The sequence below is a fragment of the Kribbella sp. NPDC050241 genome (assembly GCF_044459685.1).
GTDB lineage: Bacteria > Actinomycetota > Actinomycetes > Propionibacteriales > Kribbellaceae > Kribbella.
Genome location: NZ_JBITJE010000003.1, coordinates 160526 through 186897 on the forward strand (window position 1 = coordinate 160526; position 26372 = coordinate 186897).

The window sequence follows — 26372 nt, forward strand, 5'->3', positions numbered from 1 at the left end:
CCTTTGCCGGAGGTTACGCATGCCCCCCGATTCGTCCGACACCCTCCAGGCCGAGAAGGACTACCTGAAGTCCTCGCGCGCCGCGCTCGCGGTGATGCGGGAGAAGACCGGCGCGCTGGAGATCCACAGCGCGGACCGGGTCAACGAGGAGTTCCTGAAGGCCGCGATCTGGCGGCGGATGAAGGAACTGGAGGACGACCCGGAGGTGCCGCTGTTCTTCGGCCGGCTGGACTACCTGGAGCCGACGGACGAGACGTTCCACATCGGCCGCCGGCATGTGAACGACGACTTGGGCGAGCCGCTGGTGGTGGACTGGCGGGCGGACATCTCGGTGCCGTTCTACCGGGCCAGCAGGACCGAGCCGATGGGGGTCGGCATCCGGCGGCGATTCGGCTTCACGCACGGCGAGATGACCGCGTTCGAGGACGAGGACCTGACCTCCACCGCGGCCGCCGAGCAGCACAGCAACATCCTGGACGCCGAGATCGAGCGCCCGCGCTCCGGCCCGATGCGCGACATCGTGGCCACGATCCAGCCGGAGCAGGACGTGATCGTCCGGGCCGGGGTCGAGGACACCATCTGCGTCCAGGGAGCGCCCGGGACCGGGAAGACCGCGGTCGGGCTGCACCGGGCGGCGTACCTGCTCTATGCGTACCGCGATCAGCTCAGCCGGTCCGGTGTTCTCGTGGTCGGGCCGAACGCGAGCTTCCTGCGGTACATCGGCGACGTACTGCCCGCACTGGGCGAGATCGAGGCGAAGCAGACCACCGTCGAGGAGCTGGTCGGACGGGTGCGCGTGGCCGGGCCGGGTCCCGCGGCGGTCGACGTACTCAAGGGCGATGTGCGGATGGCGGAGGTGCTGCACCGGGCGGTGTGGTCGCAGGTGCAGCTGCCGAAGGAGGCGCTGGTCGTGCCGCGGGGCGCACACCGCTGGCGGGTGGCGACGTACCAGGCGGAGGAGTTGGTCAACGAGCTCCGGACGCGCGGAGTCCGGTACGGCGCCGGCCGGGCGATGCTGCCGCAGCGGCTTGCCCACGCCGTGCTGCTGCGGATGGAGGCGGCGGGCGACTCCCCGGACGACCGGGTGCAGGACGCGGTCGCGCGCAGCCGTCCGGTCAAGCAGTACGCCGAGGCACTCTGGCCCGCTGTGGACCCAGCCAAGCTGCTCTTCCGGCTCTTCACAGACCCGGCACTGCTGGCCGAGCACGCCGACGGCATCCTGACCCCGGAGGAGCAGGAGCTGCTGCTCTGGGAGAAGGCACCGCGCTCGGCCGGTGCGGCGAAGTGGTCGGTGGCGGACGCCACTCTGATCGACGAGGTGGCCGATCTGGTCGACCGTACGCCGTCACTCGGCCATGTGGTGCTGGACGAGGCGCAGGACCTGTCGGCGATGCAACTGCGGGCCGTCGGGCGTCGCTGCTCGACCGGCTCGATGACTGTCCTCGGCGACATCGCGCAGGGCACCACTCCGTGGGCCACACCGTCCTGGGATGAGGCACTGAAGCACCTGGGCAAGTCCGGCGCCCACACCGAGGAACTGACCGCCGGCTTCCGCGTCCCCGGTCAGGTGATCGAGTACGCCGCCCGCCTGCTCCCGTCGATCGCTCCGCACCTCACACCGCCGACAGCCGTACGACGTGCACGCGGTGAGCTCACCATCACGCGCGTGCAGGACAGTCTCGCCGCAGCCATGGACACAGTCGGCGAAGTGTCGGCCCGGCTCGGTTCGATCGGTCTGATCGTGCCGGACGCGCTGGTGCCGGCCACCCGCAAGGCCCTGCTGGCTTTGCAGGTCCCGTTCTCCGTGCTCGGCGACGAGGACGATGCCGACGCGCATCTGGACGTCGTACCGGCGTCACTGGCCAAGGGTCTCGAGTTCGACCACGTGGTCCTGGTCGAACCGGCCGGCATCGTTGCCGGCGAGGCCGACGAGCGCACAGGCCTGCGCCGCCTCTACGTCTGCCTCACCCGTGCGGTCACGTCGTTGGCCGTACTGCACAGCCAGGACATGCCGGCTGTCCTAGAAACCGCGGGAGCCGCCTGAGCGCCTCGACGAGCGCCGGGAGGACCCGCCACCGCTCGAGCGCGTGCGGGACGACCAGGAGCTGCGACGACGGCTACTGGAACCGCTGGACCAGCTGTCGCTGTCCGAAGAGCCCGAGGACGCCGACCAGGTGCTGACTGAGCTCCCGACGTCGGAGCTCCATCGGCCCAGTCGAGCACCGGGACGACGAGAGCGCCAGCGAGCCCGCATCCGGTCCCTCGTCCGGCGAGCGTCGTCGTCGGGGAACCACCACTGACGCTCGTCACCCTGCGACCAGTAGCCGTCGATGTACGCCGACATCTTCTCCCCGACCATCCAGTACGGCCGCAGGTTGCCACTCCACTGCTCGACCATCCGGACCTGCGGCTCCTGCCCGGCCACGGCCCGCTCCTTGCAGGCCGCACAGACCTGGACCTCGCGGACCGCTCCACGCTCCGGCTGCCACTCGACGGACGCCGTACTCGGACCGTGCCGCGGGTCGAAGAAGCAAGGCGGTGTCGGCTCCGGGATCGGCTTGCCCGCGCGCACCGCGTCCAGACACACCAGTCCGTACCGCGCCGAGCCGAGCAGCGTCGTCACGGCCTGGACATCGTCATCGCCCTCGGCGTCGTCCAGCCGGTGCCGCGCCTTCTCGACCGCGTCCAGCACATCCTTGGACAGCTTGGACTGCTGCGGATCGGATGTGGTCGGCAGGTCGGACACCTGCTGCGACAGAGCGATGATCTCCTCGTTCAGCAGCGGCTTGGTGAGCTCCAGGTGCTCTTTCTCGTCCTTCCGGCGAGCCCTGCGAGCCCCGAGTGCCGACAGACCCCACCAGAGCCCGGCCAGTCCGGCCGCTCCACCGGCGTACGGCGCAGCGTCGATGTAGAACGGCTTGTCGACCTGCTGAGCCCGCTCGATGAACTTGGCCAACATGTCCTCGTAGTCCGGCGCACAGCAGTCCACCGCTTGGTTCACGGCGTCTTCCACGTGGTACGTCGGCCCATGGTCAGCCCGCTGTACGGCGTGGAACCCGCGGCCGTCGGACTCCGACGACGCATCCACCAGGACGGCGTACACACCCTCGACACCGACGCGGTCGTACAGCTGGTCCGCGATCTCCTCGCCCTCCCAGGCCAGGTTCACGGAGAAGCCGCTCTCCGAGATGTTGATCTTGTCCGCCGGGATGACAGCGATCCGGATCGGTGCCGCGGCACTCTTGGCCACCGCGTCGAGCTGCGACACCTCGGCCGGCGACAGCTCCTTCACATCCGGGTCGACCCAGATGCCGGCGTCGCCGAGGTGACCGGCCACGGTGCTCATGTAGCCGTCAGGGTCCTCGGCCGCGTGCGCGGGCAGCGCGGGCAGGACCGAGGCCGCGACCAGCGCGAACGCTCCCAGCAGACGTTTCATCGCGCTCCTCCCGAGAGGCGGTTCCGGCAGGCGGCGCAGACCGGGACCTCGCGGGACCGGCCACCAGGTGGCTTGTACATCCAGTCCGTCACAGAGATCCCGTGACCTGGGTCGAAGAAGCAGAGTGCTCGCCAGGGCGGCGCGATCTTCCCCGCGATCCGCGCTTGTGCACACGCCAGCCGCCAGCGGCCGTAGCCGACCGTGGCACGCACCCCACGCAGCTGTTCGTCGTCGGGCTTGCCGTCGACCACGCGACCGGCAGCGGCGTACGCGTCCATCGCGGCCTGCACGTCTGCCGTGGTCGCCGTGCCGTCTCCATGGGCATCCAGACGCACGTCCGCCGCATCCAGTTCCTCCCCGAAGCGCGTGACGTCCTCCCGGGCCAGCCGCCTGCGCTCCTCCACCGTGTCCGCCTCGTCCGGCAGGACGTCGTACGACGGCCGGTACAGCGCGGGCCCTTCGTCCTTGCCCGGCCGGGACCTCCACCAGCGCAGTGCGAAGCCGCCGGCGATCAGTACGACGAGGACGATCACCGACGGCCAGAGCCAGCCGGGCGGACCACTCGGCGCCTTGGGTGCGCCGAGCTGGTCCAGCACTCCGTTGAGCGTGCCGACCGGATCGGACCGGCTGTGCGTGCCCAGTTCGTCGGTCAGGATGCTCGCGATCGGGGTGTCGACGCCGACCGCGCTCCCCCAGGTGATCAGCCCGCCGAACACGATCACGTAGATCCCGTCGGCCGACTGCTTGTCGACGACCGAGTCCAGGAACGCCTGGGCGGAGTCCTGCTTGTCCCGTCGGCCGTCGTTGAGCGCCTCCGCCGGGAGCACGGCGATCCGGATGGCCGGGCTGTGGTCCTTGACCCGCTCGGCCAGCTTCGCGGCCTCCTCGTCCGGGACCAGTGCGCGCTGCGACGAATCGACGTACACGGGTGACGTCCGCCAGCCTTCGACGACCGCTGCGGGGTCACTGGAGCCCGACACTGTAGACGTGAGCAGCAGGAGGGCGGCCAGAAAACGCATGGCCGCTATCCTGCTCTATCCCGGGTGCGAACCGTCAGTCGGTCGCGGTGACCGGGACGCAGTCCTCTTCGGGCTCCAGGTGCTCGATCTCCTCCAGCTCCGGATCGCGCCGCAGGGTGAACACCAGGCCGAGCACGATCAGCGTCAGTACGGCGGACAGTGGCGGCAGGAAGCGCAGACCGGCCATGTCGATGACCAGACCGCCGACCACCGCGGCCAGTCCGGCACCCAAGTAGATCGCTGAAGCGTTGAGCGAGATCAACAGGCCGCCACCGAGCTCCAGCAACAGGTTCTGGATCGGCGGGTTGAAGGCCCAGGTGAACAGGCCCAGGACGAACAGAGCCGCTGCGGCTCCGCCGATCGAGTTCGCGGTGAGGTCGAGTGTGGCGACGACGGCGATGATGCCGATCAGCAGCACGATCAGAGTGCGGATGCTGCCGAACCGGTCCGTGGCCCGGCCACCGATCACGTTGCCCAGTACGCCGCCGACGCCGTACAGGAGCAGCAGGATGCTGGTGGCGTTGCCGGCCAGGCCCGCGGTCTCCTTCAGGAACGGGACGATGTAGATGTAGACGCTCAGGGCGGCCAGCACGGCCAGGATCGTGATGGCCAGCACGGTCTGCACGCGCCGGTCGGTGACACCGGCGAACCGCTCGCGGAGTCCGACCTGTGGGGGTGCATCGACCCTGGGGAGTGCGGCACGCTCGACGATGGCGACCAGTACGGCGACGACGGTGATGAGGGCGAACACGCCCTTGTAGCCGAGTGTCGGGCCTAGGAAACTGCCGGTCGGCACTCCGAGGACCAGAGCGAAGGTGAGGCCGCCGAACACGATGGCGACGGCTCTGCCGCGCTCCTCCGGTGGCAGCAGACCTGTGGCGAACAGAGTGGCCGCCGGCGTGTACATGGCGGCGCCGAACGCGGCCACCACCCGGCCGACGATCAGCACGGGGTAGTTGGTGGCGACGGTGGCGATCAGGTTGCCCAGCGCGGCCAGGACGAGCGCGGCGATGAGCAGAGTACGGCGCTCCCACCGGCCGGTCAGCGTGGACAGGATCGGCGCACCGACGGCGTACGCCAGGGAGAACGCGGTGGCGAGCTGGCCTGCGGCGGTCAGGGAGACATGGAGCTCGGAACTGACGTCGGGCAGCACACCGGACACGACGTACGCGCTGGTGCCGACCGCGAACGCGCCGGCGCCGAGCAGGTAGATCCGTGCGGACATCGAGGACCTTCCGGACGAGGGTTTCTTATTTCGACCGATATCGTACTACGAAGTTCATCGAACTTCGATGGGCGTCGTATCATGGACACATGACGAGGAAGGCGCTCCCGCAGCCGGAGCGCGACGAGATCCGGGTCGAGTCGGTCCTGCAGGCCCTCGGCGAGCCGGTGCGGCTGCAGATCATCCGCGCCCTCGCGGACGCCCCCGAAGGCATCGCCTGCGGCGAGATCGAGCTCCCGGTCACCGCCTCCACCCGCGCCCACCACCTGCGCATCCTGCGCGAGGCCGGCGTCCTGTCCACCCACACCGAAGGCACCCGCCGCATCAGCACCCTCCGCCGAGAAGACCTCGAAACCCTCTACCCCGGCCTCCTCACCGGCATACTTACCGCCCGCCGCTAGACCACCGACGGATGTGGTGGGCCTGGTCTGGAAACGTGAGGTCTTGGTGGGGAGATCGAGCGTTGGCTGTGGAGGTGGGGCTGGCAGACTGTGGCAGTGGTGGAGCTTCGTGGGCGGTGGAACGAGCTGGTGCCCGGCTCGGCATCGTTGGCCGACGAGCTGGTCGGCAGGTACGTCGAGCGCACCCGCCGCGCCTATCGCGACCAGTACCTCGAGATCGTTCTGACCGCCCTCGACTCACTCATCCAGCTGTCCACCGACCCGACCTCAGTCCGCCTGGCCGCCTGGTTCCACCGCGCCGTCCACGAACCCGGCGGCACCCCGGCCGAGGACGCCGAGGCCTCCGCCCGCCTGGCCGAGGACGTGCTCCCGCAGTACGGCGTACCACCGATCCGCATCGCCGAGGTCGCCCGCCTGATCCGCCTCACCGGCGACCTCGTCGCTCCCCCGCCCGACTCGTACGCGCCACCCCGCCGCGACGCGAACGGCGACGTACTGCTCGACGCCGTCAACGCGGTCCTCGCCTCTGACCCCAGCCGGTACACCGTCCACACCGCGGAGGTACGACGGGACGCCGGCGACCGGAAGGTAGCGCTCGAACGACGGTACGACGAGGTCCGCGAACTCCTCGACGGCCACCTCTACCGGACGCAACTGGCCAGGCAACGCCTGGGCCCGGTCGCCCGCGTCAACCTCGAGACAGAGCTGGCCGGACTCGACAGCGAGCTACCCGCACCGTGGCGCGGCTGGCAACAAGCGGCGCTCACCGCCACGGCCACCTTCACCGCAGTCGGAGCCGCCGTCGCCTCCATCGCCGCATCGGGCGCGTCCTGGCAGGTCCCGGCCGCCGAGGATGAGGCCGGCTGGCCTCCCGTCGTACTGGCGGTGGTCGCGTTCTTCAGCGCACCAGTGCTGTTCCGCTGCGCCCGCAGCGTCAGTCAGCGCTCACGCCTCACCGCCGGCGCAGTCCTGGCCGCCGCCGTGACCGGACTGCTCGTCGCCTGGGCTCGAGTCCCCAGCATCAACCCAGCCGTCGGTGTCGGCCTCAGAGTGCCCCTACTCATCTCCGCACTGATCTTGCTGCTCGTGGCCGGCACGGCAGCACTTGTCGCTTCGCTCCTCCGCACTCGGACAGCCCGCTTCCTACCCCCGCGCAACCTCGGACAACAGCTCGCCTGGCTCGCCGTACCAGGGGTGATCGCACTCATCCTCCTGCTGATCATCCAGCCGCTGGCACGCAACTACGTGATGACCTCCAACGAGCGAGTGGACGGTCCGCGCGAGCCGGCCGGCCAGGCGTCGCCGTCCACCCTCGACGGTTCCGTCGCCTGGGTCAGCAAGTCGCTGCTCGGGTCCGGCGCGGAGGAGGCGATCGGCACCAGGTACGGCATCGCCATCCCACGGCAGAGCGGCGTGGTCGAGATGCTGGACGCCGCCACCGGCGTACTGCGCTGGCGCTACAGCCGGTCCGACTCCGACGAGAAGCCCAACATCACGGCGACCGGCAACGGCGACTACGTGCTCGCCGAGTTCGCCGACATCGGCTACCTCCTTCTCGATGCCGACACCGGTCGCCGCAAGGCCACCTGGCCCGGCGGCACCCGCGACCACCTGATCCAGCAGTCGGAACCGCTGCTGACTGGCGAGCACGTCGCCCGCGGCTCCGACAAGCTCCACGGTGTCGACCCGGACGGCCACCAGCGCTGGACGTTCGAGCCGGGCAACTGCACTGACATCGGCGCGGTCGCGACCATGGACACGGTCGTCGCGTTCCTCGGCCACAGCTGCGGCAACGAGAGTGACGAGATGACCGGCTTCGATCTGAAGTCCGGCAAGAAGCTGTGGTCGAAGCCGTCGACCGACATGTACCGGCGTCCGGTGGTCGTCGCCGGACTGGTCGTGGTCGCCGAGCCCGCCGGGGACTCCGACGTACCCGAGGCTCTGACTGCCATGGACCCACGCTCCGGCGAGATCAAGTGGCGCTGGCCGGTGCCACGGACCTGGGCGTGCCGGACGCTCCTCAACGCAGCCGGCAGATACCTGGTCGTGGTGGACTGCCCCGGCCCGAGCACGCTGGAGAACCGCCGGACCGTCGTCACGGCCATCGACGCCAGCACCGGGGAGACTGCCTGGCAGATGACCGCACCGGTCAGCCCGAGGGCGAAGGTCACCGTCACCGCGGACGCCCGGGTGATCTCCCTCGGCCGCGGCGTGGACGGCTGTCAGGCCAACGTGATCAGCCGGCTCGGCTTCCGCCAGGTGCGCCTCCCGACCGGCATCTCCTGCAGCCGCGACGCCCGCGCCATCGGCAACCTAGTCCTCACCTCGGGCAACGACACCGTCATCGCCCTGCGCTGACTCAGAAGCGATAGCGCAGTACGACGTTCCCGCGGCGGGACAGCGATTCGCTGTGCGCGGACAACCGGTTCGCCCACCGCAGTCCGGCCGGGAATTGCGCGACCTCCGGCTCCCGCGTCAGCAGGATCTCCTTCACCAGCTTGAGCTTCGGGTTCCAGCTCTCCGGCGTCCGCGGATCATCGAAGCCCTCCGACCGCATGATCGCTCGTACCGCCTTGGCACCGGGGTAGATCTTGGCCGCCTTGACGGCGAACGTCGAGTAGGCGTTGAAGGCGATCTCGCCGCTCGGGAAGTGGTCGATGATCCGGCCCAGGATCGCGCTCCATTCAGCCAGCGGGAAGAACGCCAGCAGTCCGTCCGCGACCACGACCGCCGGCCGGTCCGACGCAACGGCATCGAGCCAGCCGGGATCGGAGATGTCGGCGGCGAGGTTGTGCACCCGTTCCTGGGCCGGGATCAGCTGCTGCCGGGCGGTGACGACGTCCGGGAAGTCGACGTCGTACCAGTCCACTGTCGACGGCAGATCGAGCCGGGACGCCCGCGAGTCGAGCCCCGCGCCGAGGTCGAGCCCGATGGCATCCGGGTGCCGGGTGATGAAGTCCTGCGCAACCTGATCCAGCTTGAGGGCCCGGTGCGCGATGTAGATCGCGCTGCTCGAAGCGATCTTGAGCTTGCGGTAGTCGTAGTCGACCGCACGGACGATCTCGTCCGCCCGCTCGTCACCCAGCAGCGGATGGTCCCGCCGGTTGTCCAGCGCGCGGCCGCACAACGTCAGCCACAGACTGTCCTCCAGCTGGTCGAACTCCGGGAGCGTGATCGTCACGGCTCACTCATCTCCTCTTTCTGATGCTGCCGTTGCTGACGTCGCCGCACGCAGCGTGGTGTCGTCGGTGTACAGGCCGTACGTGTAGAGCTCGAGCGTCGGCAGCGCCAGCCGACGCAGGACGTCCGGCCCGAATTCCTCGTGACCCAACGCTCGCGCGAGGGCCGGCGGCATGGTCAACGTGGCGAGACTGAGCAGCACATTCAGTACGGCGAGCGCCCGCGGATCCGATGACTCGCGCATGCTGCCGTCGTCCACACCGGCCCGATGGACCGCCTCCGACTCGTCGACGATCTGCTCGACGAAGGTCCGCGCCGCTGGTGAGTCCTCCGCCATCGCGCGCGTCATGTACTGGACGTGCAGCCGGTACTCCTCCGGGTCCGCGAGGTACTCCCGCAACAGATCCGGCGTACCCGCGCCCTGAGCCCGGCGGGTCAGCACCTGCAGGACGAACTCGTCGCAGGCCGCGCGCAGCCCGTCCTTGCTGCCGAAGTGGTGGACAACCAGCCCGGCACTGACACCCGCGGCCGCCGCGATCGCGCGGAGGTTCGTCTTCTGGAAGCCGTCGCGGGCGAACAACTCGACGGCGGCGTTCCGGATCTTCGCCGTCGCCGTGAGGTCCGCAGTGTCGATTGACCGCATGTTCAATATGCTAAACACTTGTTCAATCTCAGGCAAGCAGAAGCGTCGCCCCGGCGGTCAGCGCTAGCGGGCGAGTTGGGCTTCCGCGGACGCCAGCAACTCGACCACCCGGACCCCGAAGGCGACATCGACCGGGTGCGACTCCCCTGATTCCGCCGCTTGGACCAGCTCCTCGACAGCCACCTGGTACACCTCGAGCGGCGGCGTGTACCTCTCCGGCATCAGCCTCGTACCGGCCTCTCCCCAGACGCCTGTCTCGAAGCTGGAGCCGGACGGCGGCGCGGACAGCGTCAGGCTGGCGGTGCTCGTCGCAGCGGATTCGTGGGTGGCGACCAAGTGGACCAGCCCACCCGCGCCGCCGACAGCGCTCAGCTCAACGATCGGTCCGAGCATCGCGGACAGGTTGGACAGTGCGTGCGGCCCGACGTCCCAGAGCGCTCCACGCTCCTCACGCCGCCAGGGCGACTCGGCATTCGGGTCCATCGCGGCCAGCATGCGGGCCCAGCCGCCCTTCCAGCCCTCCTGCGCCTGCACTTCCGCGAAGAACTGCCGCATGATCGGATCGAACCGGCCGGTGAAGAACACCAGAGTCGCGATCCCCTCGTCGGTCGCCTCGTCAGCCAGCGCGCGGGCGTCGTCGAGGGAGTCTGCCACAGGCTTGTCCAGCAGCAGATGCTTGCCGACAGCAGCGGCCTCGAGCGCCATCGACGCCTGCACCTTCGGCGGTACGGCGAACGCGACCGCATCCACTGTCTCCAGTAACTCCGCGTAGTCGCCGTACGCCGGAACCTCCAACTCGGCCGCGAACTCGGCGGTTTTCGCCGCGTTCCGGCCCCAGACGCCGGCCAGCTCGGCCCCGGAGGCGGCTCGCAGCCCTGGTCCGTGCGCCAGACGAGCCCAGGGACCGGTGCCGACGAGACCGAACCGCATGGTGTTCCTCCCGAGCCGGAAAATGTGACCTGCACCGCAATTTCATCGATGGGATTCGATGCCCGACGCACCCATCGAAGCGGTCAGGTGACGAGCCGATATCGCTTTGGCCACGACCCTATCCGGGAACCCCGGATCGGTCGGCTGAGGCCTCCACCGGGTGCGAGACTCCTTAGCCATGGACCTGCGCGACCAGTGGAATCGCCTGCTGCCGCACGCGCAGCCGTTGGGCGACGATCTGCTGGCTCGTTACGCAGAGCAACACCGTCATTATCACGACCAGAGGCACCTGACCGAGGTGCTGCAGACCGTCGACCTCCTGGCCGGCGCCGCGGACGACTCGGACACGGTCCGGCTCGCGGCCTGGTTCCATGATGCGATCTACGACCCGCAGGCCGACCCCGGCGAGAACGAGGAGGTCTCGGCCCAGCTGGCCGAGCTCGAACTGGCCGCCTACGGCGTCCACGCCGAGCGGGTCGAGGAGGTCGGCCGGCTGATCCGGCTGACCGCCAAGCACGACTGCGAGCCGGGCGACGCGAACGGCGCAGTCCTGTGCGACGCCGACCTGCGCATCCTGAGCATGTCGCCGCAGCGGTACGACGAGTACGCCGCGGGTATCCGGCAGGAGTACGGGCACATCGGCGAGCGGGACTTCGCGCGCGGCCGGATGTCGTTCCTGCAGAGCCTGGCCGAGACCCGGCTGTACGCGACCGACCGCGGCCACACCGACTGGGAGCAGACTGCCCGGGAGAACCTCCATCGGGAGGTCGAGTCGTTGGGCCCTAAGGCGGCCCGGCCGATCGGCGGGTTGATCCCGATCGTGTACTTCGGTGCTGCCCTCGGAGTCATCGTCGCCGCCTCGGTCCTGCTCGGCCGTGGCCTGGGCGCGGCCGCCAAGTGGCCGGCCGGTCCGGACGACGCGGCCGGCTTCCCGGTCTGGACACCGATCGCGGGTACGGCGCTCGCCGCCGGACTGTCGTGTGCGTGGTTCCGGCGGACGCAGCAGCGTCTCGTCACCGTCCCGGCTCTGGTCTTCGGAGTGGTCGGGCTGATCGCCGTCGGCATCTGCTGGTGGCGTTGGCCCGCCGCACAGCCCGGCGCGGCGATGTCGGAGCGCTGGCCGTACCTGATGCTCGCGTCCGCCGCGCTGGTGGTCGCCGGTGCACTGCTGGCCTTGGCGAGACGTCTGCGGCGTGCGCCGCCGTACTCACAAGCTCCACCGCGACTGCTCGGCATCGGTGCGACCGTGGTGTGTGGCGCGATGCTGGCCTGGATCGTGGTGTCGGCCGGCGAGCCGTTCGTGCAGGCCCGGCTGGAGACCGCCAACACGGTCAGCACGACGACTACGACCAAGCCCGACCAGATGCCGGTGCAGCTCGACGGAACCCTCGCCTGGAGCCGTGAGGTCCCCGCAGCCGGTGCCATCGCCGGTACTGCGGGTGGCATCGCCGAACTGCGACCGGACGGCGTGGTCATGTCCGACGCCACCACTGGCCAGATCCGATGGCGGTACTCGCGGGCCGACGTCAACGACGCCGCCTCCAGCGGTTCCAAGGGGCTCCTGATCTCCGGCGACGGGCGGACCATCGCCGCGCATCTCCCGTACGCCGGCAACCGTGCACCGGCGGGCATCGACCTGCCGACGTACGCCGTACTCGACGCGGTCAGCGGAGAGGTGCTGACCGAGGTCCACACGGACGGCGTGGCTCTCGCGGTCGACGCGAACCAGTTGCTGGTGGCGGAGGGGAACTACGTGGTGGCCCACGGCGTGAGCAGTCCGACGCACTGGCGCACGCAACTGCAGTGCAAGGTGACGCAGGGCGAGCTCATCGGCGACCTGGCCGTGGTCGTGGACGCGTGCGGTGGGAACGGTGCCGTCGTACGCGGACTGGACCTGAAGGACGGCGACCAGCGGTGGGAGGTCGACCTGGGTCTGCGGTTCGACCTGAGTGCCGAGCTGGACCCGGCCGCCTGGGTCGGCGACCTGGTCGCCGTACCGGACACACGAGAGGTCTCCGGACTGATCTGGACCGGCGCTGCGGGCGGCACGCTCTTCCAGTGGTCCGTCGACGTCGGCGAGGGCCGCGTCATCTGGACGACCCCAGTGCCGGGTACGCCGCGGCCTCGACTCGGGCCGGCCTCGTGCGACGCACAGCTCGCCGCCACCCATGCATCGCTGGTGCTGATCACCTGCCGGAACGCGACCGACCCCGGCCAGCCTCAGACGTACGACGTGTCCGCGGTGAGCCCAGCGGACGGCACACCGCAGTGGCACCACCTCCTGCAGGTCCCACCGAGACTGCAGCAGCCGGAGTACCCGCTTGACGGCTTCGGACTGCTGCCGGACGGGCGTGTCGTCACACTGATGCCGCAACCGAACGGCAGCTGCTCCCCCGTCCTGATCGGCACCACCGGCGTCCAGCCCCGCCCGATCCTCGCCGGCCCCACCGCCACCTCGGTCGCAGCCTCCGAAGAGGTCACCTGCAACAAACCGGCCGTCACCGTAGCCGGTGCCCGCCCCGCCTTCTCCGACGGCACCCGCCTCTTCGCCCTGAACTAGACCCCGGGAATTCTGTTGCCCGAGGCAGCGTTCCTGTTTACCGTGATGCGCATGTTCCGCGTGGTTCTCGAGTACGACCTGTCAGGCACCGGCCTGACGGGCGCTCCCACGTGGGCTGCGTCAGTCGATTCAGCAGCCTTTACCGGCACGCACTGCGTTGCCGACGAGCGAGGGCGACCCTCCTCCTGCTGAGCAGGACCCGCGGAGGAGGGTGGACCGCTCACCGGCCCCCTCCCGTGCGGTGACAGCTGCGGGAGGCCTGCCGGAGGGTCCTGGCTCTTCGAATCTTCTGACCAGCAAAGGAAAACTCATGGCCAAGAGCCAGTTCGTGCGGACCAAGCCGCACCTCAACATCGGAACGATGGGTCACGTCGACCACGGCAAGACCACTCTGACCGCCGCGATCACCAAGGTGCTCGCCGAGCGCGACCCGGCCGTCAACCGGTTCGTCGCGTTCGACGGCATCGACCGGGCGCCGGAGGAGGTCGCGCGCGGGGTCACGATCAACATCTCGCACGTCGAGTACGAGACCGCGACCCGGCACTACGCGCACGTCGACATGCCCGGGCACGCCGACTACGTGAAGAACATGATCACCGGTGCCGCCCAGGTGGACGCCGCGATCCTGGTCGTCTCCGCGCAGGACGGCGCCATGCCGCAGACGCGTGAGCACGTGCTGCTCGCGCGCCGGGTGGGTGTGCCGTACCTGGTGGTCGCGCTGAACAAGGCGGACACCGTCGATGACCCCGAGCTGCTCGACCTGGTCGAGCTGGAGGTCCGTGAACTCCTGTCGGAGTACGGCTTCCCGGGCGACGACGTACCGGTCGTGCGTGTCTCCGGACTGCGGGCGCTGGAGGGCGACCCGCGCTGGACCGCCGCGATCGGTGAGCTGCTGGACGCGGTGGACACCTACGTCCCGGTGCCGGACCGTGAGCTGGGCGAGCCGTTCCTGATGCCGATCGAGAACGTCCTCACCATCAGCGGCCGCGGCACTGTGGTCACCGGTGCGGTCGAGCGCGGTTCGCTGAAGCTCGGCGACCCGGTCGAGGTGGTCGGTCTCGGTCCGACAGTCACCAGTACGGCGATCGGTCTCGAGACGTTCGGCAAGTCGCTGGAGTCCGCGGACGCGGGCGACAACGCGGCCGTGCTGCTGCGTGGCATCAAGCGCGACGAGGTCCGTCGCGGCCAGGTCGTAGCGCTGCCGGGCACAGTGCACCCGCACCGGAAGTTCCGGGCAACCCTGCACGCCCTGTCCACAGCTGAAGGCGGCCGCCACAGCCCCTTCGGAGCGGACTACCGCCCGCAGTTCTACTTCCGCACCACCGACGTCTCCGGCGGCATCGACCTGGGCGAAATCACCCTCGTCATGCCAGGCGACACCATCGACCTGACCGTAGAACTGGAGAAGCCCATCGCCATGAACACCGGCCTGGGCTTCGCAGTCCGAGAAGGCGGCCACACCGTAGCCGCCGGCACCGTAACCGAACTACTCGACTGACCAACGGCCCCCAACCGCACAACGGTTGGGGGCCGCTCTGCTGCTTGTGCTGGACTGTTTGGGTCAGGGGCGTTTGCGGTGGCGGAGGCCTGCTGTGGTTAGGCGGCGGACCAGTTCTCGGCTGGAGACTGGTACTGCGCCGGCGGCGATGAGAGCTTCGTATTGGTCGCTGGGGACGTCGTAGTGGTCTCGGTCGAAGCCTCTCGCGGGGATGCCGGCGGCTTTGGCGAAGGCGTGGAGTTCTTCGTAGGACTCGTCGCTGACGAGATGGGACCAGATGCGGTTCCAGGCCGGCCAGGCCGGTGGGTCGATGAGGATCATTCGCGCGGATCCACGGCGTCAAGATCACGATCGTTCTGGTGGCCGCGGGCGTCTTGGGCGTCCAACAGGTTGCGCCAGGATCGGACGAAGCCGGGGTTGACGTAGGCCTTGGTCCAAGAGCCGTCCTGCCGGACCGAGGAGCCGACGTGGAAGCGCCGTACGCCGGACTGGTGGAGCCACGGGACGTGCTCCGGACGGAGTGAGCCGCCGGCCATCATGACGCCGGCGATCGCGGGGTCTTCTTTGGCGAGCTTGCACAGGTCGTCGAGGCCGTGCGTAACACCAAGAGACGATCCGGCCGTGAGTACGCAGTCCAAACCGGGCAGCGATCGCAATGCGCGCCACGCCTGAGCTTGCTCCAGTACGGCGTCAATCGCGCGATGGAAGGTCCACGGCGTACTGGCGAAGGTGCTCGCCAACGCCGCCACAGACTCGACGTCCACCTGGTTGTCCGGGGTCAGGAAGCCCAGCACGAATCCGTCGGCACCGGCCGCCAGGTAGGACTGCGCCGACGCGGTCAGACGATTGAGTTCGGCGCCGTTGGTGACGAAGGAGTCGGACAGCCGCAGCATCACCCGCAGCGGGAGATCGGTCGACCGCCGGATCGCGCTGACCGTGGACACCGACGGGGACAAGCCATCGGCCTCCATCGACGCGCACAGTTCCAGCCGGTCCGCCCCGCCCTCCTGCGCCGCCTCCGCATCCGCCGGATGCAGCGCGATCACCTCCAGCAACGAACCCATGCCCGCCATCATCCCGCACCCGGGACGACAGGCCGGGATGGACACAGGCAACGAGCGCCAAGGACAGGAGGTCGGCAGCGCGAGAAAAGGGTGTTGCACTCTCGCGGAGCCTTCTGTATCGTTTTTCTAGAACGATCTAGAAGAACGATACAGAAGACTGTCACCAGGCAGTCCACGACCAGGAGGCGGAGAGATGGCGGGAGTCACGCTCAAGACGGTGGCCAAGGCCGTCGGCGTATCACCGTCGACTGTGTCCAACGCTTACAACAAGCCGGATCAGCTGTCCGTCGCCCTGCGTGAGCGGATCCTGGACACCGCCCGGGAGCTGGGGTACTCCGGACCCGACGCGTCTGCACGGGCTCTGCGCAGCGGCAAGGCGGGGGCAGTCGGGGTGCTGTTCACCGACAAGCTCGCCTACGCGTTCTCGGACCCGTACGCGGTCGGCTTCCTGGCCGGTCTGGCCGAGGTCGCCGAGGAGTTCAGCACCAGCCTGCTGCTGATGCCGCTCAGCTCGACCGACATCGCCGGCGGCAGCAACGCAGTGCAGCAGGCGGCCATCGACGCGGCGGCGATCTTCTGCGTGCCCGGCGGCCACCCGGCGCTGGACATCCTCGCGAACCGCGGCATCCCAGCCGTGTCCACCGACCGAGGCGACCACCCGGATCTGTCCTGGGTCGCCATCGACGAGGTGGAAGCGGCCGCCCAGCTGGGCGAGCACCTGGCCCGGCTCGGCCACCGCGACGTGGTCGTGCTGGTCGACAACGCCGAGGCGGCCGGCGGCAATCCGGTCGAGCTCAGCGTGGACGAGGTCGGCTACACAGACTGCGAGCTGCGGATCCAAGGCCTGCAGAAGGCGATGCCCGATGCCAGGCTGCGGATCGTGTCCGGCGGTCACAACGCGTTCAGTTCCGGCCGCACGGGCGCCGAATGGGTGCTCGACTCACAGGACCGGCCGACCGCGATCGTCGGACTGAGTGACGTTCAGGCGCTCGGCGCACTGGAGGCGATGAGGGTACGCGGACTGATCCCGGGCCGGGACCTGACGCTGGCCGGATTCGACGACATCCCGGCGGCCGAAGCGGCTGGACTGACCACGGTCCACCAACCGATCAGGGAGAAAGGCCGTGCGGTCGGCAGGATCCTGCTGGACCCGGCGGTCACCGAGCGACAGCTCCTGATGCCGACAGAGCTGATCGTCCGCGCCAGTAGCGGACCAGCCCCGAAGGCCTGACAACCACACATCACCACCCAGGACCCACGAGGGTTCCCGGGCCGATACCGCACGATTTCCGACGGCCGCCCGGCCGCCGGCCGACCCAACACGCTCTCAGGAAGGGAGCAGAACCATGACGTACTTCGTCGCCGGCAACACCGCAGTCGAGAACGCCCGCGCCCTGGCGCAGTCAGCACTCCCGAACGCTCCCCAGCAGCCGTACGACGAGCCGGTCGCACGCCACCGCATCACGGTCCGGCTCAGCGCAGTACTTCGGTCCGCCGCCCAGCGCCAGCTCGGTCTCGCGGAGCGCCTCGACCCAACCCCGACTTGCCCGACCACTGGCTGACCCGGACCTGCAGCACTCACCAAGCAGGCACGCCGCGGGCGGTTCACGCTCATCGCGGGCCTTGCACAGCCCGGACAGCCGGGTTGGTGAGTGCTGCAGGTCCGCCATCACGAAACCCCACGCCCGGCACCGGGCGTGGGGTTTTGTCGGTGCGGTCTGGCACTCTGTAGGGCGATGAGTGAGCCAGGGGTGTTGCTGACCGCCCGTGCCATGGTCCTGCATGACCTGGCCGTGCGGGGGTTCGACGACGCGGTGATGGTGTCGGTGCTCGAGGACGCCGTGGCCGGCCGCCAGTGGTGGCTGGACCAGTGGCCGGACGGCGCCGAGCACATCGCCGGCCTGGTCGCGCAGGACGTGCAGGACCGCCTGGTCGACTCCGGTGTGCGCTGGCCGCGTTGTACGGCGTGCGACGACCTGCACGATCACGAGCTCCGGATCGAGCCCGAGCTCGGCCCCGACCCGCACTGGGTCTGCGAGCGCGCCGGCATCTCGGTCGCGCCCCTCGGCCACCTCACCTGACCCCGATCCGTCCAGCGAAGGCACGCTGACCGGTCATATTCCCCTTGACCTCAAGAATCCTTGAGGTTTGACGGTGAGGTCCATGACTTCACCTGATCACACCCAGAGCGGCACCCCAGGGATATACCTGATTGCACTACATGTAGACAGACTACTATTGTCTGTCGACATGAAGGCTCTTGTCCCTCTCCGGCTGGTCGCCGGCCTGCAGGCCGTCGCGATCTGCCTGCAGCCCGTCCTGGCCGGCGCCTACCTCAACGGCGAAGGTCCCGCGTTACGAATGCATGAGCCGATCGGTCTCTCCCTCGCCGGCCTCGGACTCCTCCAGTTGCTCATAGCAACGGCCTGGTGGCGCACCGGCGGCCGTGGGATCGCGCCCGTGGTGGCCCTGCTGATCCTGGCCGGTGAGGTGCTCCAGATCGCGATGGGCTACAGCCGCCAACTGGCCGTCCACATCCCACTTGGCGTCGCCCTGGTGGCCGGCACGGTCGCGTTCGCCGTCTGGATCAACCGGCAGCGAACCCCGGCCCGCCGCCGCACCGAGCAGACGGAGGTCAACGCGTGACCACGCTCGTCACCGAGAAGCCGGTACGGCGTCCCGGCGCGACTCTGTGGACCCTCCGGATCACACTCGTCCTGCACGCGGCACTCGCGATCGCCCAGCCGATCTTCGCCGGCTACTTCCTGTCCGGCGACGTCGATGCGATCACCACGCACGCCGCGATCGGCGGGACCATCTGGATGGTGGCGATGATCCAGATCGTCGTCGCGGTCCTCTACTGGCGCCCCGGCGGCGGGCGGCTCTGGCCGACCTGGTTCACGGTCCTGCTGTTCTTCGCCGAGTTCGCGCAGGCCATCTTCGGCTACCAGCAGAACTTCTCCCTCCACGTCCCACTCGGCACCGCCATCGTCATCAGCATCGTCTGGATGGCCGTCTGGTCGTTCCGCCCCACCGCACGCCTGAGTCGCCAGGAGGCCAAGAAGTGAAGCTGTCCCGCCGTGGTTTCCTGGCCGTTGCCGGCGGCACCGGTGCTGCCCTGACGCTGACCAGCTGCGGCCTCGAGGCAAGCCCTGGGCAAGCGGGCGAACTCCTCCGCAGCAAGGCACCGCTCCCCGAGCCGTTCCAGGTCCCGCTCCCGATCCCGCCGGTGAAGAAGCCGGTCCGCAGCGACGCCCGCGCCGACTACTACCGCGTCGTACAGAAGAAGGCGAGCGTCGAGATCCTGCCCGGTCTCAAGACCGAGGTGATGGGGTACGACGGCCTCCTGCCCGGGCCGACGTTCGACGTGCGGAGCGGCCGGACCACTGTGATCGAGCAGGTCAACGAACTCGACGTGTCGACCGTCGTCCACCTGCATGGCGGTCACACCCCGGCCGCGAGCGACGGCTGGCCCCTCGATCTCCTGATGCCGACCGGAGGCCAAGGGGAACACGCCGGGCACCACACCATGACTGGTGGTGACATGAAGATGGGCAGCCGGACGTACACGTACCCGAACACGCAACGCGCCGCCATGCTCTGGTACCACGACCACACGATGGACTACACCGCTCCACAGGTGTACCGCGGCCTGTTCGGACTGCACATCGTGCGCGACGACGAAGAGGACCGTTTGCCCTTACCCAGAGGCGATCGCGAGATCTCGCTGGTGATCGCGGACCGCGCGTTCGACGACAACGGCGCGTTCCTCTACCCCGTGGCCAAGGACGGCGTCGGCGTCGAATCGCAGTACATGGAAGGTGTCATCGGCGACGTGACGCTGGTGAACGGTGCGCCGTGGCCGGTGCACGAGGTGGACGCGGTCCGCTACCGGCTGCGCTTTCTCAACGCGAGCAACGCCCGTCGCTACGAGCTCGCCTTCGACAACGGACCGGCGAAGTTCGTACAGATCGGCAGCGACGGTGGACTGCTGGACAAGCCGGTCGAACACAAGACGCTGGTGATCGCGCCCGCGGAACGCTTCGACGTGATCGTGGACTTCTCGCAGTACCAGCCGGGCGACGACGTCACGCTGGTGAACAAACTCGACGGCAGTACGAACGTGATGCGGTTCAAGGTCGCCCGCAAGGCCGCCGACGAGAGCCGCCTCCCGGACAAGCTCTCCTCGTACGCCGCTGTCCCCGAACCGGCCGGCCTGACCAAGCGGCTGTGGCGGTTCCGGCGCGGTGACGCGGGCGGGCACAAGGGGTGGACGATCAACGGCAAGGCGTTCGACCCGAAGGTGATGCAGGCGCAGGTGAAGCTCGACCAGTACGAGGTGTGGTCGTTCGTCACCGACGTTCACCACCCGGTCCACGTCCACCTCGCGCCGTTCCAGGTACTGCGGCGTGGCGGCAGCGACCCCGGCGAGTACGACGGCGGCTGGAAGGACACCGTCGACATCCGGCCCGCCGAGGTGGTCGACGTACTGGTCAAGTTCACCGCCCACAAGGGCAAGTACCTGATCCACTGCCACAACCTCGAGCACGAGGACATGGCGATGATGGCCGCCTTCGAGACGATCTAGCTGCCTCGGCCGGGACGTTGGTCAGCTGCGGGCACTTAGTGGTCGCCTGCGGCGAGGGCTTCGGCGGCGCGGGTGCGGAGGGAGGCGCGGTCGACGCCGGCGGCCTGGAGCGCACGGGCGACCCGGCCGCGTTCGGTGTCGAGGATGCCGACCAGGATGCGCAGAGGGCCGAGCCGGCCGGCCAGCTTCGGGGGTGCGTCCATGGCGCGCTTGAGCAGCAGCCGGGTGGAGTCGCCGATGTGCGGGTTGCGACTCTCATCTGGCGTTGCCTCGGGCAACAAACCGATCCGGACCGCGATCCCGGCGACGGCCAGGCTCTGCTCCCACTCGCGGTCCAGGGCGGCCCGGATCGTCTCCTCGGTCAGACCGGCCTCGGCCAGCATCCGGGCCGCGGACGTGGTCCGGGTCGCGGCCAGCGCGAGCAGCACATGCTCGGCCTCGATCGACCGGGAACCGTCCCGCCGCGCCACCGTGCGGGCTTCGCGCACCAGCAGCGCGCGCACGTCTTTCGCATCCGACGCCATCAACGCCTCCTCAGGGCGACGCCCGCGGCGACCAGCCGCCGGGCGTGTTTCTTGTGCACGGCCTGCCGGGTGACCCCCAGCACCTCGGCCACGTCGGACCAGCTCCAGCCGGCCCGCATCGCCTGCTCCACCTGGCTGTCCTCGAGCCGGTCGGCCAGCCGGCGCAACGCGACCACCGCGGCAAGACCTGCCGCGGGGTCCTCGGGATCCACCAACTCGGTCATATAAGCAACTTAGGTTGACACCTTCGATCTGTCAACCAAAGTTGCTAAAACCTGGCCCTTGACGCCCGGCGCCGATCGTCCCTATATTCAACACATCAGTTGATCAAAGGAACGGTTGATAAAGATGTCAGTTGACGACGAGCAACTCGACCGGGCGTTCACCGCCCTCGGTGACCCGGTCCGGCGAGCGATGATCGCGCGACTGTCCCGCGGTCCGGCCACCGTGAACGAACTGGCCGAACCGTTCCCGATCACCAAGCAGGCGGTGTCGCGCCACATCCAGGTGCTGGAGACCGCCGGGCTGATCACCCGGACCCGGGACGGTCAGCGCCGTCCCTGCCACCTGGTGCCGGCCGCCCTCGAAGCACTGACGAGCTGGATCGACGAGTACCGGTTGGAGACCGAACGTCGCTTCCGCCGGATGGACGCCTTGCTCCAGACAGTGCGAGAGCAGGAGCAGTGAGGAAAGCAAAGAGAAGTGATGAGAGCGAACCGCAAAGGAGCAGGAAAGATGAGCACCACGATCAACACCCCCGCAGGCACCCCGTTCGTCGAGGTCACCCGCGAGTTCGACGCCACGCCGGCGCAGCTGTTCAAGATCAGCACCGACCCGGACCTGGTCGCCCAGTGGATGGGCCCGCGCAACCTCGAGATGACCGTCGAGAAGTACGACGTACGCCCCGGCGGCAGCTACCGCTACATCCACCGCGACGACTCCGGTGAGTACGCCTTCCGCGGTGTCTTCCACACCGTCGAGCAGGACAAGCTGGTCATCCAGACCTTCGAGTGGGAAGGCGCTCCCGGCGAGGTCTGCCTCGAGAAGATGACCTTGGAGCCGACCGAGACCGGCGTGCGGCTGCACCAGCAGTCGGTGTTCCCTTCGGTCGAGGCCCGCGACCAGTCGATCGAGTACGGCATGGAGCACGGCATCCGCGACTCGATGGACCGGCTGGCCGAACTGCTCGCGAAGGAGGCCTGACCGATGAGCCAGGTCGTCATCGACATCTCGGTGTCCCTGGACGGCTACGTCACCGGGCCCAATGTCGGCATCGACAACGGGCTCGGCGACGGCGGCGAGGCCCTGCACCACTGGGTCTTCCAGGGCAACGCCGAGGACAACGCCGTACTGGACGCCGCGTTCGAGGCCACCGGTGCGGTCATCCAGGGCCGGAACCTGTTCGACGTCATCGACGCTCCGAAGGGCTGGAGCGACGAGATGGGGTACGGCGCGAAGCCCACGGGCGAGGTCAATCCGCCGGTCTTCGTCGTCACCCACTCCGCGCCGGCCAAGACCCGGCTGGGTGACCGGTTCCGCTTCGTCGGTAGTCCGGAGGAAGCCGTCGCACAGGCCAAGGAAGTTGCCGGGGACAAGGATGTCTTCGTGATGGGCGGCGGGCAGGTCTGTTACGAGGTCCTCGCCGCCGGGCTGGCCGACGTACTGCGGTTGCACGTGGCATCTGTCGTGCTGGGCGGCGGGACCAGGTTGTTCCCGGCCGAGCCGACTCAGGCCGTCGAGGTCGAGCTGGTCGAAGCGGTGTCCACGCCGGCCGCACAGCACCTCACCTACCGAGTCCTGAAGGGAAAGTAGCCATGGGCAACGTCATTGCCTCCGCCGTGGTGTCACTGGACGGGTTCGTCGCGGACACCGAGGACGGCGTCGGGCCGTTGTTCGACTGGTACAACAACGGTCCGGTCGAGATCTACGGCACCGACCCGGGGCGGCCGTTCCACGTCAGCCAGGCCAGCGCGGACTACATGAAGTCGACCTGGCCGAACATCGCGTCGTGCGTGATCGGGCGACGCCTGTTCGACATCACGAACGGCTGGAACGGCGTACCGGCGGTCGGCGACCACGTCTTCGTGGTCACCCACGAGCCGCCGACCGACTGGCCCTTCCCGGACGCGCCGTTCACCTTCGTCAACGGGATCGAGAACGCGATCGCGCAGGCCAAGGAACACGCCGGTGACCGCGACGTCAGCGTGACCGCCGGCAACCTCACCGGCCAGGCGATCACGGCCGGACTGGTCGACGAGATCGCCTACAGCCTCGTCCCGGTGCTGTTCGGCACCGGCCGCAAGTTCTTCGGCGACTACATCGGCCCGCAGGTCATGCTCGACGATCCGCGCGTGGTCCAGGGCGACCGCGTCACCCACCTGCACTACCGCGTGAGCAAGGGATGATCCGCGATGACGGTCCGGGACCCGGGCTCCACTTCAGTGAAGCCCGCGTCCTGGACCACCGGTAGTCCACTGGCCAGCAAGCTCTCCCACTGCGCAGCGCTCGCAGTGCGCACCGCCAGCGCGAAGTCCGCAGCAGCCCAGGCCTTCCGCCCCACCGTCGACAGCGCCCACCAGGCGAGCTGCGCACCATGACCGCACTGCGCCATCGCCTTGCCGCTGGACATCTCCAGTTCCGGATTGATCCACAGGACGGGTACGCCGGGCTCGGGCGCCGTTGGGTCCTCGGGGTCCTCGAAGTCGGTGCCACTCACCTGCAGGTTGGCAAGCTCCGACGGTACGGCGTCCAGCGGGGTCGGCGGGAAGACACGGACTTCCGCGGTCACACCGGTCACGGTGATGCCGGGAACGGATTCGGCCCGGCGCCACTCGACACCACGGCACCGTTTGACGATCTTCCGGATCCGATCGTCCTGCCAGGCGGTCATCGCCTCGGCCCACTCCCCCTCACCGGTCGAGCGGTCGTCAGCCAAGATCGCCAGGACCGCGCGCGCCGCCGTCTCCAGCGCGTCGGTCTGCGCCGGCCGAGCGTTCTTCTCCACTCGAACCACCAGCGTCATCACATGCTCCACGCTGTGAGTCTTTCAAACTTCTTGCCGGTCGATCAGGGTAGGTTGGCGGCATGCAGCAGTACCTGGATCTTCTACGGCACGTGCTGGACAACGGGGTGCAGAAGGGCGACCGGACCGGGACCGGCACGCTGAGCGTGTTCGGCTACCAGTCGCGCTACGACCTCCGCGCCGGATTCCCGGCGGTGACGACGAAGAAGCTGCATCTGCGGTCGGTGATCGGCGAGCTGATCTGGTTCCTCAGTGGCTCGACCAACGTCAAGTGGCTGCACGAGAACAACATCTCGATCTGGGACGAATGGGCCGACGCCGACGGCGAGCTGGGACCGGTGTACGGCTACCAGTGGCGGTCCTGGCCGACGCCGGACGGCCGGCACGTCGACCAGATCGCCGGCGTGATCGAGGCGATCAAGAAGAACCCGGACTCCCGCCGGCACATCGTGAACGCGTGGAATGTCGCGGACGTGGACAGCATGGCGTTGCCGCCCTGTCACACCATGTTCCAGTTCTACGTCGCCGACGGCCGGCTGTCCTGCCAGCTCTACCAACGCTCCGCCGACATCTTCCTCGGGGTGCCGTTCAACATCGCGTCGTACGCGCTGCTGACCCACATGGTGGCCCAGCAGACCGGGCTCGAGGTCGGCGACTTCGTCCACACGCTCGGTGACGCACACCTGTACCTGAACCACCTGGACCAGGCCCGCCTGCAGCTGACCCGGGAGCCCCGCGCGCTGCCGACCTTGAAGCTGACGCCACGCGACTCGATCGACTCCTACGAGATCGCCGATATCGAGCTGACCGGCTACGACCCGCACCCCGGCATCAAGGCCCCGATCGCCGTCTGACCAGGTCGTTGAGCCGTCAGCGACAACGACTACGCAACGGGACCGTCACTTGGGCCTGGAACCGCGTAGATTGTGTGCGCGTCACGGAGGTGACAGTGCGCGCGGGTGACGGGGACGCCGCGCGGAGGCCACCGGAGGGGAACGACGATGACCGAAGCCGACAACACACCAGGTACGCCGGCAGCCGCGGCCGCCGCACAGCCGGCGATGTCGCCGCTGCAGCCGCCGACCGCGACCGCGCCGGGGCTGATACTGACCGCGCCGCCGCCGTCACAGCCGGTTGCCGCGACGGCCGCACCGAGCCTGGCGCCGGCCGTTGACGCTGCCGCCCTGCCCGGCCTCGATGCGAAGGTGGACACCTTCCTGACCGCGCTGATGTCGGCCGAGCCGCGCTCGCCGGAGTTCGCGGCCAAGGCCAGTGACGTCCGCAGCATGGGCGATGTCGACATTCGCGCCGCCGCCGACAGCTCGAACCGGCTGCTCAAGTCGCCGGTGCGGGCGCTGCAGGAGGGCGGCCTGTCCGAGGGTTCGACCGTCGGCAAGACGCTGCTCGAACTGCGCCGTACGGTCGAGGACCTGGACCCGAAGGACGCGACCGGGCCGAAGAAGCTGCTCGGGATGATTCCGTTCGGCGACAAGATCGAGAACTACTTCCGCAAGTACCAGAGCGCGCAGAGCCACCTCGAGGGCATCCTGCACGCGCTGCGCAACGGCCAGGACGAGCTCGGCAAGGACAACGCCGCGCTGAACCTGGAGAAGCAGCAACTCTGGGACGCGATGACCCGGCTGAACCAGTACGTGTACGTCGCCGAGCGGCTGGACGCGAGGCTGTCCGCGGCCATCGCCGAGCTGGATGCGACCAACCCAGACAAGGCGAAGGCGTTCCGCGAGGACGTGCTGTTCTACGTCCGGCAGAAGCACCAGGACCTGCTCACCCAGCTGGCCGTGTCGATCCAGAACTACCTGGCCATCGACATCGTGATCAAGAACAACATCGAGCTGATCAAGGGTGTCGACCGCGCGTCGACCACCACCGTCTCGGCGCTGCGTACGGCGGTCATCGTGGCGCAGGCCCTGAGCAACCAGAAGCTGGTGCTGGACCAGATCAGTGCGCTGAACACGACCACCAGCAACATGATCGAGCGCACTTCGCAGATGATGAAGGACAACTCGGTCGCGATCCAGCAGCAGGCCGCGTCGGCGACGATCGGGCTGCCACAGCTGCAGGCCGCGTTCGCGAACATCTACGCGACCATGGACGCGATCGACACGTTCAAGGTGGAGGCGCTGGACAACATGGCCGCCACCATCGGCACGCTGGAGACCGAGGTGACCAAGTCCAGGAGCTACCTGGAGCGGGTCGCCCAGCAGGACCAGCGGGTCGTTCACGGCAGCCTCGATCTCGACCTCGGCCGCTGAGTCGCGGCC

Annotated in this window: 28 protein-coding genes; 17 read left to right on the forward strand and 11 right to left on the reverse strand. The window is 68.7% G+C overall.

Annotated features, from left to right (window positions below; all coding sequences use genetic code 11):
- Positions 1-19 precede the first annotated feature (19 nt).
- Positions 20-2044, forward strand: coding sequence for a HelD family protein (locus ACIBG5_RS15325; protein ID WP_396392172.1), 2025 nt, complete (start codon positions 20-22; stop codon positions 2042-2044).
- Here the strand turns inward: ACIBG5_RS15325 and ACIBG5_RS15330 are convergent.
- The 3 genes from ACIBG5_RS15330 to ACIBG5_RS15340 are packed head-to-tail and all read right to left on the reverse strand — an operon-like array spanning position 2021 to position 5680.
- Positions 2021-3436 (reverse strand): hypothetical protein, encoded by a 1416-nt coding sequence (locus ACIBG5_RS15330; protein ID WP_396392173.1) that lies wholly within the window; start codon positions 3434-3436, stop codon positions 2021-2023. The genes ACIBG5_RS15325 and ACIBG5_RS15330 overlap by 24 nt on opposite strands.
- Positions 3433-4455, reverse strand: coding sequence for a hypothetical protein (locus ACIBG5_RS15335; RefSeq protein ID WP_396392174.1), 1023 nt, complete (start codon positions 4453-4455; stop codon positions 3433-3435). Before ACIBG5_RS15335 ends, ACIBG5_RS15330 begins: the two co-directional genes overlap by 4 nt.
- A 34-nt stretch (positions 4456-4489) precedes the next feature.
- Positions 4490-5680 carry an MFS transporter gene (locus ACIBG5_RS15340; protein WP_396392175.1) on the reverse strand — a complete coding sequence of 397 codons (1191 nt, stop codon included), beginning with the start codon at positions 5678-5680 and terminating at the stop codon, positions 4490-4492.
- 89 nt (positions 5681-5769) lie between these two features.
- On the opposite strand from ACIBG5_RS15340, the gene ACIBG5_RS15345 reads away from it, so the two are divergent.
- Both ACIBG5_RS15345 and ACIBG5_RS15350 read left to right on the forward strand, forming a co-directional pair.
- Positions 5770-6081: an ArsR/SmtB family transcription factor gene (locus tag ACIBG5_RS15345; protein ID WP_393380027.1), complete on the forward strand. Its 312-nt coding sequence runs from the start codon at positions 5770-5772 to the stop codon at positions 6079-6081.
- 96 nt (positions 6082-6177) lie between these two features.
- Positions 6178-8439 carry a PQQ-binding-like beta-propeller repeat protein gene (locus ACIBG5_RS15350; RefSeq protein WP_396392176.1) on the forward strand — a complete coding sequence of 754 codons (2262 nt, stop codon included), beginning with the start codon at positions 6178-6180 and terminating at the stop codon, positions 8437-8439.
- 1 nt (position 8440) lies between these two features.
- Here the strand turns inward: ACIBG5_RS15350 and ACIBG5_RS15355 are convergent, their stop codons facing one another.
- The 3 genes from ACIBG5_RS15355 to ACIBG5_RS15365 all read right to left on the reverse strand — a co-directional run bounded on the left by ACIBG5_RS15355 (position 8441) and on the right by ACIBG5_RS15365 (position 10834).
- A complete protein-coding gene (locus ACIBG5_RS15355; RefSeq protein ID WP_396392177.1) occupies positions 8441-9262 on the reverse strand; it encodes a class I SAM-dependent methyltransferase in 822 nt (273 codons plus the stop codon).
- A gap of 3 nt (positions 9263-9265) precedes the next feature.
- Complete coding sequence (locus ACIBG5_RS15360; RefSeq protein ID WP_396392178.1) at positions 9266-9904, reverse strand: TetR family transcriptional regulator; 639 nt, start codon at positions 9902-9904, stop codon at positions 9266-9268.
- Between the two features lie 63 nt (positions 9905-9967).
- Positions 9968-10834 carry a Gfo/Idh/MocA family protein gene (locus ACIBG5_RS15365; protein WP_396392179.1) on the reverse strand — a complete coding sequence of 289 codons (867 nt, stop codon included), beginning with the start codon at positions 10832-10834 and terminating at the stop codon, positions 9968-9970.
- A 178-nt stretch (positions 10835-11012) separates the two neighbouring features.
- Here ACIBG5_RS15365 and ACIBG5_RS15370 point away from each other — a divergent pair, with 178 nt between their 5' ends.
- Positions 11013-13394 (forward strand): hypothetical protein, encoded by a 2382-nt coding sequence (locus ACIBG5_RS15370; protein WP_396392180.1) that lies wholly within the window; start codon positions 11013-11015, stop codon positions 13392-13394.
- A gap of 310 nt (positions 13395-13704) precedes the next feature.
- The gene (tuf, locus tag ACIBG5_RS15375; RefSeq protein ID WP_396392181.1) at positions 13705-14892 is read left to right on the forward strand and encodes an elongation factor Tu; all 1188 of its coding nucleotides are present in this window, start codon (positions 13705-13707) and stop codon (positions 14890-14892) included.
- 63 nt (positions 14893-14955) lie between these two features.
- Here tuf and ACIBG5_RS15380 read toward each other — a convergent pair whose 3' ends face one another.
- Positions 14956-15213 carry a DUF4031 domain-containing protein gene (locus ACIBG5_RS15380; RefSeq protein ID WP_396392182.1) on the reverse strand — a complete coding sequence of 86 codons (258 nt, stop codon included), beginning with the start codon at positions 15211-15213 and terminating at the stop codon, positions 14956-14958.
- Positions 15210-15956 carry a copper homeostasis protein CutC gene (locus ACIBG5_RS15385; RefSeq protein WP_396392183.1) on the reverse strand — a complete coding sequence of 249 codons (747 nt, stop codon included), beginning with the start codon at positions 15954-15956 and terminating at the stop codon, positions 15210-15212. Before ACIBG5_RS15385 ends, ACIBG5_RS15380 begins: the two co-directional genes overlap by 4 nt.
- Positions 15957-16149: 193 nt before the next feature.
- On the opposite strand from ACIBG5_RS15385, the gene ACIBG5_RS15390 reads away from it, so the two are divergent.
- The 6 genes from ACIBG5_RS15390 to ACIBG5_RS15415 all read left to right on the forward strand — a co-directional run bounded on the left by ACIBG5_RS15390 (position 16150) and on the right by ACIBG5_RS15415 (position 20544).
- A complete protein-coding gene (locus ACIBG5_RS15390) occupies positions 16150-17187 on the forward strand; it encodes a LacI family DNA-binding transcriptional regulator (protein ID WP_396392184.1) in 1038 nt (345 codons plus the stop codon).
- A gap of 115 nt (positions 17188-17302) precedes the next feature.
- Positions 17303-17518, forward strand: a complete 216-nt coding sequence (locus tag ACIBG5_RS15395; RefSeq protein ID WP_396392185.1) for a hypothetical protein — start codon at positions 17303-17305, stop codon at positions 17516-17518.
- A gap of 174 nt (positions 17519-17692) precedes the next feature.
- Entirely contained in the window at positions 17693-18037 is a 345-nt protein-coding gene (locus ACIBG5_RS15400) for a hypothetical protein (protein ID WP_360444915.1), read from the forward strand.
- Between the two features lie 169 nt (positions 18038-18206).
- Positions 18207-18602 carry a hypothetical protein gene (locus tag ACIBG5_RS15405; protein ID WP_396392186.1) on the forward strand — a complete coding sequence of 132 codons (396 nt, stop codon included), beginning with the start codon at positions 18207-18209 and terminating at the stop codon, positions 18600-18602.
- Positions 18599-19024, forward strand: coding sequence for a hypothetical protein (locus tag ACIBG5_RS15410; protein WP_396392187.1), 426 nt, complete (start codon positions 18599-18601; stop codon positions 19022-19024). The genes ACIBG5_RS15405 and ACIBG5_RS15410 overlap by 4 nt, the downstream gene beginning before the upstream one ends.
- Entirely contained in the window at positions 19021-20544 is a 1524-nt protein-coding gene (locus tag ACIBG5_RS15415; RefSeq protein ID WP_396392188.1) for a multicopper oxidase domain-containing protein, read from the forward strand. The genes ACIBG5_RS15410 and ACIBG5_RS15415 overlap by 4 nt, the downstream gene beginning before the upstream one ends.
- A 35-nt stretch (positions 20545-20579) precedes the next feature.
- Here the strand turns inward: ACIBG5_RS15415 and ACIBG5_RS15420 are convergent, their stop codons facing one another.
- A complete protein-coding gene (locus ACIBG5_RS15420) occupies positions 20580-21068 on the reverse strand; it encodes a Clp protease N-terminal domain-containing protein (protein WP_396392189.1) in 489 nt (162 codons plus the stop codon).
- Complete coding sequence (locus ACIBG5_RS15425; protein WP_360444900.1) at positions 21068-21292, reverse strand: hypothetical protein; 225 nt, start codon at positions 21290-21292, stop codon at positions 21068-21070. Before ACIBG5_RS15425 ends, ACIBG5_RS15420 begins: the two co-directional genes overlap by 1 nt.
- Positions 21293-21416: 124 nt before the next feature.
- Between ACIBG5_RS15425 and ACIBG5_RS15430 the strand changes: the two genes are divergently transcribed.
- From ACIBG5_RS15430 to ACIBG5_RS15445, 4 genes are read left to right on the forward strand one after another with little or no spacing between them, the layout of a single operon-like run.
- Positions 21417-21755, forward strand: a complete 339-nt coding sequence (locus tag ACIBG5_RS15430) for a metalloregulator ArsR/SmtB family transcription factor (protein WP_360444897.1) — start codon at positions 21417-21419, stop codon at positions 21753-21755.
- A 48-nt stretch (positions 21756-21803) separates the two neighbouring features.
- A complete protein-coding gene (locus tag ACIBG5_RS15435) occupies positions 21804-22271 on the forward strand; it encodes an SRPBCC family protein (RefSeq protein ID WP_396392190.1) in 468 nt (155 codons plus the stop codon).
- Between the two features lie 3 nt (positions 22272-22274).
- On the forward strand, positions 22275-22880 hold the full coding sequence (locus tag ACIBG5_RS15440; protein ID WP_396392191.1) for a dihydrofolate reductase family protein: 606 nt from the start codon (positions 22275-22277) through the stop codon (positions 22878-22880).
- 2 nt (positions 22881-22882) lie between these two features.
- On the forward strand, positions 22883-23473 hold the full coding sequence (locus tag ACIBG5_RS15445; RefSeq protein ID WP_396392192.1) for a dihydrofolate reductase family protein: 591 nt from the start codon (positions 22883-22885) through the stop codon (positions 23471-23473).
- Here ACIBG5_RS15445 and ACIBG5_RS15450 read toward each other — a convergent pair.
- Positions 23452-24090, reverse strand: a complete 639-nt coding sequence (locus tag ACIBG5_RS15450; RefSeq protein ID WP_396392193.1) for a peptidyl-tRNA hydrolase — start codon at positions 24088-24090, stop codon at positions 23452-23454. The two genes, ACIBG5_RS15445 and ACIBG5_RS15450, sit on opposite strands and share 22 nt — an antisense overlap.
- A gap of 62 nt (positions 24091-24152) precedes the next feature.
- On the opposite strand from ACIBG5_RS15450, the gene ACIBG5_RS15455 reads away from it, so the two are divergent.
- Both ACIBG5_RS15455 and ACIBG5_RS15460 read left to right on the forward strand, forming a co-directional pair.
- Positions 24153-24944, forward strand: coding sequence for a thymidylate synthase (locus ACIBG5_RS15455; protein ID WP_396392194.1), 792 nt, complete (start codon positions 24153-24155; stop codon positions 24942-24944).
- A 147-nt stretch (positions 24945-25091) separates the two neighbouring features.
- Positions 25092-26363, forward strand: coding sequence for a toxic anion resistance protein (locus tag ACIBG5_RS15460; protein ID WP_396392195.1), 1272 nt, complete (start codon positions 25092-25094; stop codon positions 26361-26363).
- The last annotated feature ends 9 nt before the right edge of the window (positions 26364-26372 follow it).